An 8,731-nucleotide genomic window follows, 5' to 3' on the forward strand; every position below is an offset into this window, starting at 1 on the left:
AGCCAGCTCCCACAGTGATTGAAGGTGTTCACAAACATTGTGTTCACACAAATCCTGTGGGAGCTGGCTTGCCAGCGATGGCGGCATCGACAGCACCACCGAATTTGGATCTTCGCCGCAGGATGTTAGGCTCCCCCCCGAACCCGACACTCCGTGAAGGAAGGCTCTATGTTGAAGGTCTTTGCTCTGCTGACCCTGCTGGCGTCCAGCGCCGTGCAGGCGCAAACCACGCTGCAATCCGATCTGCCACTCAAGTACCTCGAACTGGTTCACGCCGATGCCGAACCGCGGCCGCTGGTGATTTTCCTGCACGGCTACGGCAGTAACGAAGCCGATCTGATCGGCATGAAATTTCAGCTGCCGGCGCAATACAACTACCTGTCGGTGCAGGCGCCGCTGTCATTGGGTGAAGGGCGCTTCCAGTGGTTTCGCAAGAAAGGCGAAGGCGCCTACAACGGCGAGACCGATGATCTGAAGGTCAGTGGCCAGAAGCTGCGCGACTTTATCGCGCAAGCAGCGAAGAAATATCACACCACACCGGACAAGGTGTACCTGATCGGTTTCAGCCAGGGCGCGATGATGACCTACGAGGTCGGGCTGCGGCCGCCAGTGGCGGTCGGCGGGATCGCGGCGTTGAGCGGGCGTTTATTGCCAGTGTTGAAGGCTGAACTTAAAAGCGAACAGCAGCCGTTGCCGCTGAACATCTTTATCGGCCACGGCACCGCCGATGATCCGGTGCCGTATAAGAACGGCACCGAGGCCAACGCTCAGTTACAGAAGCTCGGTTATAAACCGCAGTTCCATGCCTATCCCGGCGTCGGCCACAGTATCAGTGCGGCCGAGCTGCGCGACTTGAACGGCTGGTTGCAGCAGATCAATCCTTGAGGATGGTTTTCACCAGGGCATCGTGACCCTTCTTGTCGCTGGCGCGGGAGATCACCTGCACCAGCGCCATCTTCGTGCCGGAGCCGGCCATCAGCGTGGTGTTGAGGGTCTGGCCGCCGCCCTGGGTGGCGGTGCTGTCGACCTGACGCAAGCCAAGGCCGGTGCCTTTCTGGGTCAGGCTCTTCTCGCTGAGTTTGTTGAAGTCCGGCAGGGCCTTGCGTTGGTCTTCGATGAAACTCGACACGCTGCCGTCGAGGAACTGGCCGTCGTTGTCCTTGACGTGCTGGCCTTCGGGAATCTTGTTTTCAGCGGTAATGACCACGGTTTTTGTGGCCTCGTTGGTGTACATCGTGCCCGTGGTCCCGCTTGGGCTGGTCGGCAGCGGGTCGGCGACGAAACCTTTAGGCAGTACAAAAGTGAATTTGCCATCGAGCATCGAGACTTTCTCGGTGCCGGCATTTTTCTTGGCCGCTTGCGCGTGGAGGGCGCCGAAACCGGCGAGGGCCGCCACCAGCAGGACGACGGCTTTTTTGCTCAACAATGACATGTGAATCTCCGGTGGATGGTCGCGCGAGGCGGGCGATCATCCCACGGAGGGGGCCGGGCGTTCCAGCGCGAATCATCCGAGTGGTTATTGCACCTGCGCTTTCGCCAGCGGACGGGCCAACAGGCGTTTGGTCACGCCGAGCATGGCCACCGACACTGCGACACCGACGGCGAATCCACTCAGCCCCATACTTGGCAAGGTCAGCGCCGAGACCAGACAAAACGCCGAAAACGAATACATGCCGGTCGCCGTCGCCCGTAACAATGCAGCGGTAAATGCCGGGCCGCGCGTTTGTTGCGAGAACACCGCCATGACACTGCCGAGCACTGGAAACACCGCGAGCAAACCGCTCCAGCGCTCGCCGACGGTGCTGGCGAGCATCGTCACCACCAGGGTCAACGCGGCGCCGGCGATCATCCGCCAGATCAGTTTGTCCGACTTCGGCGCCGTGCCGCTGAGCACCGGTTGCACCGTGGGAAACAGATAAGGCGATGCCAGCAACGCAATCGCCGCCGCCGCCACGGAAAACGGCAGTGACGCCGGAATCAGCGACAACACCCCAGCAATCACGGCCCACACCGTCAGCGACGCCGTCAGCGCCAACGGCCAGTTCGCCCGTTGCGCGACCTGCGCGTAGGTGATGCAGAACGCAATCATCGCGAACATCGCCGATAACGCCGCCACCGCTGATTGCGCGGCAAACCCCGGACCCTGCTCGATGGCGAGGAAAAACAGAATCGGCCCGACCACCACCGGCAACCCCGACAGCCACCCGGCCACGCTCGGCCCCCAGCGTTTGCCCGCCAGGGAAATCAGCAGCAGAAAACCGGGAATCAGCAGCAGTTTGAGGATCAGCACGCAGGAGTCTCCATCCGTTGAAGGTTCGCCACGTTAGCATTGTCGATCGGCGATTGCTGCCTATGTGCGCAGTTTTTGTATACAAAGTGTCGGGAGCAATACCCGACTATGCTCTGATTATCAGGGCTTGCCGGAGTCGATAACGCGATGAACAGAACACCGAAGGTGTTGCGCGGATGTTGCGGCATCGGTTTGTGGGCGCTGTTGCTGACGCCGACCTGGGCCAATTGGCAGGACGCGGTACCCGGCGCGCAGATCATCGGTACCGGCGATTTCAGTGTGTTCGGTTTCGATGTCTACAACGCGCGCCTGTGGAGTGCCGCGCGGCCCCTGGTCGACGGCCAGCCGTTTGCGCTGGAGTTGATTTACCGCCGCAACATTTCCCGCGACGATCTGGTCAAGGCCAGCGTCGATGAAATCAAACGTCTGGCCGGTGCCCGCGTCAGCCCGGCGCAATTGGCCGGGTGGCAGGTACAGATGCAGCAATCGTTCGTCGATGTGCAGGCTGGCACGCGGATTACCGGCGTGTATTTGCCGGGGCAGGGCGCGCGGTTTTTTGTCGGCCAGCAGTTGCAGCATGAAATTGATGATCCGCTGTTTGCCCGGGCGTTTTTCGATATCTGGCTCGATCCGCGCACACGCAATCCTGAGCTGCGCGAGCAGTTGTTGGGGGTGAGTCGATAGATTCTTTTGCGCTTCAAGGCTGTCGCGGAAACCTCTAAGCTGCGTCTTTCGACTTGTTTCTGGATGTGTGCGTGAAATTCAGCTTGCCCAAAATCGCCACCGCGCCGTTTTGCCCGCCGGAAGTGGCCGGCAGTGTTGCGGTGGATCCCAATGCCTCATTCTTCAAACGCGTGCTGCGTTTCGCCGGCCCCGGGTTGCTGGTGTCGATCGGTTACATGGATCCGGGCAACTGGGCCACCGCCATCGAGGCCGGTTCACGCTTCGGTTACAGCCTGTTGTTCGTGGTGTTGCTGGCGAGTCTGGCGGGCATGGTCGTGCAGTGCCTGTGCTCGCGACTGGGCATCGCCACCGGGCGCGATCTGGCGCAGCTGTCCCGCGAGCGCTACAGCACACCGACAGCGCGCCTGCAGTGGGTGTTGGCGGAAATCTCGATCATCGCCACCGATCTGGCCGAAGTGCTCGGCTGCGCATTGGCGTTCCACTTGCTGCTTGGTTGTTCGTTGACCTTCGGCATTGCCCTGACGGCGTTCGACACCTTGCTGGTGCTGGCCCTGCAAAATCGCGGTTTCCGCAGACTGGAAGCGATCATGCTGGTGCTGGTTGCAACCATCGGCGTGTGTTTTTTCTTTGAACTGTTGCTGATCAAACCGTACTGGCCCGACGTCGCCCAGGGTTTCAAACCGTCGCTGGCGGCGATTGGCGAGGCGGCGCCGTTGTACCTGGCGATCGGTATTCTCGGCGCGACGGTGATGCCGCATAACCTTTATCTGCATACCTCGATCGTGCAGACGCGGATGATCGGCAAGGATCTGGCGAGCAAGCAGGACGCGGTGAAACTGGCGCGCATCGACACTATCGGTTCGCTGGCCTTGGCGTTGCTGGTCAATGCGGCGATCCTGATTCTCGCGGCAGCGGCGTTTCACCAGTCCGGGCACACCGACGTGGTGGACATTCAGGACGCCTACCACTTGCTCGATCCGCTGGTGGGCGGGGCGTTGGCCAGTGTGTTGTTCGGCGTGGCGTTGCTCGCGTCGGGGCAGAGTTCGACCTTCACCGGTACCATCGCTGGCCAGGTGATCATGGAGGGTTACCTGAATCTGCGGATTCCGTGCTGGCAGCGACGCTTGATTACTCGCGGGCTGGCGTTGATTCCAGCGTTTATCGGCGTGTGGCTGATGGGCGATAACGCGATTGGCAAGTTGCTGGTGCTGAGTCAGGTGGTGTTGAGTCTGCAGTTGCCGTTCGCCTTGTATCCATTGATCCGCATGACCAATGATAAAAAGCTGATGGGGCCGTTTGTGAATCGCTGGCCGACACGGGTGCTGGCGTGGGGGCTGTTTGTGGTGATCAGTGGTGCCAATAGCTGGTTGATTTTGCAGTGGGCGGTTTGAGCCAGCATTTGCAGTGACTGGGCTGGCCTCTTCGCGAGCAGGCTCGCTCCCACAATTGCTATCGGGTGACCACAATAGTGTGCACATCCGATAACCCTGTGGGAGCGAGCTTGCTCGCGAAGGCGGACTGTCAGGCGCCCACGTCGCTGAACAGCGGAATGCGCCCATTGAGCGAAGGCTTGTAGTGCCAGTTCAGGCGATTCAGATCGGTACCGTTTTCGAGTATTTCCCTCACCGTCGCCCCGGCAATGCTTATCGCCACCGCTTGCCCCGGACACTGATGCCGACCACTGCCAAAACTGAAACTGCGGCGGTTCTCGCGCTGCAGCAAAAACTCCTCCGGCCGTTCGTTAAGCGCCGGATCACGATTGGCCGAGGCCAGTAGCACCAGAATCACATCGCCTGCTTCGACCCGCACACCGGCAATCTCACAGGACGCGGCGACAAAGCGCCGGGTGTTCTGTACGGGCGGGTCGAAGCGCTGCACTTCGCTGAGCAGCGCCTCAATGGATTCGCCGTGCAGTGCTGGCTGACGACGTAGCGCCAACAGCGTGTTGCCGATCAGGCCGGCGCAGGCTTCGAACGTCTGCGAACAGAGGCCGATCAGGTTGGCGATCAGGATTTCTTCATCGCCGCTAAAGCGCTGCTGGATCGCGCCGAGGAAGTCGCTGGCGGGTTCGGCGAGCAGTTCGATGAAGTAGCCGCGCAGGTGTTCGGCCGCCGCATCTGCTGCGGCCAATTGCAGGTCGTTGCTCAACGGCGACAGGCAGGCGACGAAGTCCGCCGTCAATTCACTGATCGCCCGCGCTTGCGCAGGGCTGAAACCCAGTAGCGCCGCGACCACGCACACCGGGCCTCGAAACATTGCCTTGTACACACCGTCGGCGTCCGCTGTGATCAGCCGCGTGGCAACCAGTCTGTCGACGGCCTTAAGTTCGAGCGCGGCCAACTCAGGCTCAATCGCAGAACGCGGGCAGCGCTGGCGCTCACCGTCATTCATGCGCATCAATTGGCCGAAGACCTTGCCAGCCATGCCTTTTGCAATCGTTTTGGGTACGGGTTCTTGCGCCGGACGCACCCGACAATCGGCGTGGGCCAACACCGCAGACACCGCGCGGGCGCTGCTGGCGACCCACAGTTTCAACTCCGGATGAAACGTCAGCCCACCTTCTGCGCGCAGTTCGGCGTAGTAGGGATAAGGATCGACATGCGTTGCGGCGCTGATCGGGTTCATGGTTTGCATCCTTGTCGGCGGGGAAAGTGTTGCTACTATCTCCATTGCGCGACGACGATGATTCGTCCGGGAGCGAACTATGCACGCAGAACATCAAGACATCGGCGTATCGCAGGTGGCCGCCGCCATCGCCGAGCCGGCGCGGACAAAAATCCTCTGTTCGCTGATGGACGGCCACGCCCGCACCAGCACTGAGTTGGCGACGATCGCCGAAGTCAGCGCCTCGACCGCGAGTGTTCACTTGGCGAAACTCAAGGACCTGGCCCTGCTGCGCCTGCATGTGCAGGGCCGCCATCGCTATTACAGCCTTGCCGATCAGCGCGTGGCGCAGGCGCTGGAAGCGTTGATGGTGATTGGCCAGAACGCCGCGCCGACGTTCAAACCGCACACCCCGGATCGCCTGCAATTCGCGCGCACCTGCTATGACCATATGGCCGGGACGCTGGCGGTGATGCTGCATGACCGCTTGATCGCAACCGGTTGGCTGGTGGCAACCGACGAGCAGGCGTATCGCTTGAGTGACAGTGGCGAGGCGTTGTTTCTTGGTTTGGGAATAGACGTGCAGGATTTGACGACGCTGCGCCGCAAATTTGCCTGCCCGTGCCTGGACTGGAGCATGCGCCGGCCGCATCTCGGTGGCTCGCTAGGCGCGGCGTTGTTGCAGACCGCGTTGAAGCGCAACTGGGTGACCCAGGATCTGGACAGTCGGGCGCTGGCGTTGACGGCGCTGGGGCGCAAGGAGATCAGCGCGCGGTTTGGTGTTGAGTTGCCGATTGAAAACCACAAGATCAAAGGATCGCAGCCTTCGGCAGCTCCTACATGGATTGGGTAGGGCTGAGATTTATTGGGTGTACGCGACTCCTTTAGGAGCTGCCGAAGGCTGCGATCTTTTGATTTTCAGCTTCTGACCGACGAGGGGCGCATCTGCCACCTTGTATCACCGCAGACGACCCTATACTGTATATGCAAACAGTATAGAGCCCGCGCCATGCAAATCATCGACAAGCTGAGCATCCTCGCCGACGCCGCCAAGTACGACGCCTCCTGCGCGAGCAGCGGCGCGCCCAAGCGCAGCTCCGAGGGCAAGAGCGGGCTGGGTTCGACCGATGGCATGGGCATCTGTCACAGCTACACGCCGGACGGGCGCTGCGTGTCGCTGTTGAAGATTCTGCTGACCAATTTCTGCCTTTACGATTGCCAGTACTGCGTCAACCGCCGCTCCAGTGATGTCCCGCGCGCACGCTTCACCCCCGAAGAAGTCGTGGCGCTGACCATGGATTTCTACCGGCGCAACTGCGTCAGCGGACTGTTTCTCAGCTCCGGCATCATTCGCTCGGCAGACTACACGATGGAGCAACTGGTGCGGGTGGCGAAGCTGCTGCGCGAAGAGCATGAGTTTCGCGGGTACATCCATCTCAAGACCATTCCCGAAGCCGATCCTGCGTTGATCGAAGAAGCAGGGCGCTACGCTGATCGCCTGAGCGTCAACATCGAACTGCCGACCGATGCCAGCCTGCAAGTGCTGGCGCCGGAGAAGGACATCAAGTCGATCAAGCAGGCGATGAACACCATCTACACCGGCGTGCAGACCGTGTTGAACGAACCGCGCTCGGCGAAATTCGCTCCAGCCGGGCAGAGCACGCAATTGATTGTCGGCGCCGACGACACCGATGACAGCACCATCCTCCACAGCGCGCAGGCCTTGTACGGCAACTTCCGTCTGCGCCGGGTCTACTATTCGGCCTTCAGCCCGATTCCCGACAGCCCGAAAAGCGTGCCTCTCGCTGCGCCGCCGCTGATGCGTGAGCACCGTTTGTATCAGGCCGATTTTCTCCTGCGCAGCTATGGCTACAGCGCCGATGAATTGCTCAAGGGGCCGGGCAATCTGGCGCTGGACATCGACCCGAAACTGGCCTGGGCGTTGCAGAATCGTGAAGTGTTCCCGCTGGATCTGAACCGTGCCGAAGCCTCCTTGATCGCGCGTATTCCCGGTATCGGCTTGCGCACCACCGAACGTCTGGTCGAGCTGCGCCGACAGCGGCGCATTCGCTACGAAGACGTCGCGCGTATGCGCTGCGTGCTGGCCAAGGCCAAGCCGTTCATCATCACCAGCGACTACCACCCGCAGCAGGCCGAGGTCACCAGCCATTTGCTCTATCAGCAATTACGCGACCGGCCGATGCCGCAGCAGATGGGGCTGTGGGGATGATCAATCTTGATTGCGACGATTTGTTCGACACGTGGCGCCAGCAGGCGCGCTGGCTGCTGAGCCATGAAGTCGATCCGAGTCTGGTGAGCTGGGCTTCGCAAGGCGTGGCTGATCTGTTTGCCAGTGATGAGCCGGTGCCTGAAGGGCAGGGGCCGTTTATGGCGAGAATCCCACGTGCGCTGATCGACACCTTGGAACAAGCCTCACGCTATCGCGGCGATCAACGCTGGAGCCTGTTGTATGAAGTGTTGTGGCGCGTCAGCCACGGCGACCGCACGGCGATGATGGCCGGTGACAAACTCGGCAGTGAGTTGCAGCGACGGATCAAACAAGTGAATCGAGAAGCCCATCATCTGCATGCGTTTGTGCGTTTCATCGAACGCCCGTCATCCAGCGCAGGTCCGCAATACGTGGCGTGGCATGAGCCGGCCCACGACATACTGCACAGCGCCAGTGAGCATTTCATCGGGAGGATGGGCCGGCATCGCTGGTTGATCGCCACGCCGCGCGATGGGGTTTATTACGATGGCGAGCAACTGATCCATCAGCGTCAATGCCCGCTGGAATGGCAGCAGTTGGCGCAGAATGTCGATGATCCTCATGGTGATCTGTGGCTGACCTATTACAGCCACATCTTCAATCCGGCGCGGTTGAACGAGAAGGTCATGCAGGGGCATTTGCCGGCGCGGTTCTGGAAGAATTTGCCGGAGGGGGAGTTGATTCCAGGGTTGATTACGCAGGCGCGGATGGGCAAGCAGCAGAATGGGCAGGCGAGCGGGATTGCCAGTCGCGCAGGTAAACGGATTGCCTTGAAGAGCTAAGAGCTTACCCTCACCCCAGCCCACCCGAAACGTCGGACCGCCCGTAGGGAGAGGGGGCCGACCGAGGTGTTCTCGCGTACTACATCGACCTGAACGATCAAG

9 protein-coding genes are annotated in these 8,731 nt (G+C 60.8%); 6 read left to right on the forward strand and 3 right to left on the reverse strand.

What is annotated here, in order from left to right; translation table 11 throughout:
• Positions 1–168: 168 nt before the first annotated feature.
• Positions 169–885, forward strand: coding sequence for an alpha/beta hydrolase (locus tag PMI23_RS13115; protein ID WP_007915059.1), 717 nt, complete (start codon positions 169–171; stop codon positions 883–885).
• On the opposite strand, the gene PMI23_RS13120 is transcribed toward PMI23_RS13115, so the two are convergent.
• Together PMI23_RS13120 and PMI23_RS13125 are read right to left on the reverse strand one after the other, a co-directional pair.
• Positions 875–1,432, reverse strand: a complete 558-nt coding sequence (locus tag PMI23_RS13120; RefSeq protein WP_007915061.1) for a hypothetical protein — start codon at positions 1,430–1,432, stop codon at positions 875–877. The two genes, PMI23_RS13115 and PMI23_RS13120, sit on opposite strands and share 11 nt — an antisense overlap.
• Positions 1,433–1,516: 84 nt before the next feature.
• A complete protein-coding gene (locus PMI23_RS13125) occupies positions 1,517–2,290 on the reverse strand; it encodes a hypothetical protein (RefSeq protein WP_007915064.1) in 774 nt (257 codons plus the stop codon).
• 147 nt (positions 2,291–2,437) lie between these two features.
• Here PMI23_RS13125 and PMI23_RS13130 point away from each other — a divergent pair, with 147 nt between their 5' ends.
• Both PMI23_RS13130 and PMI23_RS13135 read left to right on the forward strand, forming a co-directional pair.
• Positions 2,438–2,974: a chalcone isomerase family protein gene (locus PMI23_RS13130; protein ID WP_007915066.1), complete on the forward strand. Its 537-nt coding sequence runs from the start codon at positions 2,438–2,440 to the stop codon at positions 2,972–2,974.
• Between the two features lie 71 nt (positions 2,975–3,045).
• A complete protein-coding gene (locus PMI23_RS13135) occupies positions 3,046–4,365 on the forward strand; it encodes an Nramp family divalent metal transporter (RefSeq protein WP_007915068.1) in 1,320 nt (439 codons plus the stop codon).
• Between the two features lie 130 nt (positions 4,366–4,495).
• Here the strand turns inward: PMI23_RS13135 and PMI23_RS13140 are convergent, their stop codons facing one another.
• Positions 4,496–5,599 carry a cytochrome P450 gene (locus PMI23_RS13140; RefSeq protein ID WP_007915069.1) on the reverse strand — a complete coding sequence of 368 codons (1,104 nt, stop codon included), beginning with the start codon at positions 5,597–5,599 and terminating at the stop codon, positions 4,496–4,498.
• 79 nt (positions 5,600–5,678) lie between these two features.
• Between PMI23_RS13140 and PMI23_RS13145 the strand changes: the two genes are divergently transcribed.
• From PMI23_RS13145 to PMI23_RS13155, 3 genes are all read left to right on the forward strand, one after another.
• On the forward strand, positions 5,679–6,431 hold the full coding sequence (locus tag PMI23_RS13145; RefSeq protein ID WP_007915070.1) for an ArsR/SmtB family transcription factor: 753 nt from the start codon (positions 5,679–5,681) through the stop codon (positions 6,429–6,431).
• 156 nt (positions 6,432–6,587) lie between these two features.
• Positions 6,588–7,808, forward strand: a complete 1,221-nt coding sequence (locus PMI23_RS13150) for a putative DNA modification/repair radical SAM protein (protein ID WP_007915071.1) — start codon at positions 6,588–6,590, stop codon at positions 7,806–7,808.
• Positions 7,805–8,629 carry a TIGR03915 family putative DNA repair protein gene (locus PMI23_RS13155; protein ID WP_007915072.1) on the forward strand — a complete coding sequence of 275 codons (825 nt, stop codon included), beginning with the start codon at positions 7,805–7,807 and terminating at the stop codon, positions 8,627–8,629. Before PMI23_RS13150 ends, PMI23_RS13155 begins: the two co-directional genes overlap by 4 nt.
• Positions 8,630–8,731: the final 102 nt, after the last annotated feature.

Source organism: Pseudomonas sp. GM24, from assembly GCF_000282235.1.
Classification (GTDB): Bacteria; Pseudomonadota; Gammaproteobacteria; order Pseudomonadales; family Pseudomonadaceae; genus Aquipseudomonas.

Coding starts and splice junctions, on each gene's coding strand:
- PMI23_RS13115 (WP_007915059.1), top strand. CDS start 169: ATGTTGAAGGTCTTTGCTCTGCTGACCCTGCTGGCGTCCAGCGCCGTG.
- PMI23_RS13120 (WP_007915061.1), bottom strand. CDS start 1,432: ATGTCATTGTTGAGCAAAAAAGCCGTCGTCCTGCTGGTGGCGGCCCTC.
- PMI23_RS13130 (WP_007915066.1), top strand. CDS start 2,438: ATGAACAGAACACCGAAGGTGTTGCGCGGATGTTGCGGCATCGGTTTG.
- PMI23_RS13140 (WP_007915069.1), bottom strand. CDS start 5,599: ATGAACCCGATCAGCGCCGCAACGCATGTCGATCCTTATCCCTACTAC.
- PMI23_RS13145 (WP_007915070.1), top strand. CDS start 5,679: ATGCACGCAGAACATCAAGACATCGGCGTATCGCAGGTGGCCGCCGCC.
- PMI23_RS13150 (WP_007915071.1), top strand. CDS start 6,588: ATGCAAATCATCGACAAGCTGAGCATCCTCGCCGACGCCGCCAAGTAC.
- PMI23_RS13155 (WP_007915072.1), top strand. CDS start 7,805: ATGATCAATCTTGATTGCGACGATTTGTTCGACACGTGGCGCCAGCAG.